This is a genomic window from Shewanella sp. S1-49-MNA-CIBAN-0167 (genome assembly GCF_040310145.1).
GTDB classification, from domain to species: domain Bacteria; phylum Pseudomonadota; class Gammaproteobacteria; order Enterobacterales; family Shewanellaceae; genus Shewanella; species Shewanella psychromarinicola.
Genome location: NZ_JBEOPO010000363.1, coordinates 1 through 257, shown reverse-complemented (window position 1 = coordinate 257; position 257 = coordinate 1). Strand labels below are relative to the sequence as shown.

Genomic DNA, 257 nt, shown 5'->3' with positions numbered 1-257 from the left:
GTGCAGACAGGGTGGTTAAACACTGGTCTTGCACGCTGCAATTTTTTTTGTTTATTTATTACAAGTGTAAATTTGACATGACTGTAAATTCAATCAAGTTATTGCTATTGCCGGCGTTATTGCTATTGGTGAGTGCTTGCAGTTCACCAGAGCCCATTATTTCATTATCTGGTAGTACGATGGGGACCACTTATCATATTAAAGTAGTCAACAATGACCGCTTGCCAGAACCGCAGTTACTGCAAGCTGAAATTGAT

At 39.7% G+C, this 257-nt stretch carries 1 pseudogene; it reads left to right on the top strand.

Going from position 1 to position 257, the window contains the following annotated elements:
- Positions 1 to 77: 77 nt before the first annotated feature.
- A pseudogene (locus tag AAEZ00_RS21640) lies at positions 78 to 257 on the top strand (FAD:protein FMN transferase ApbE); the annotation flags it as partial.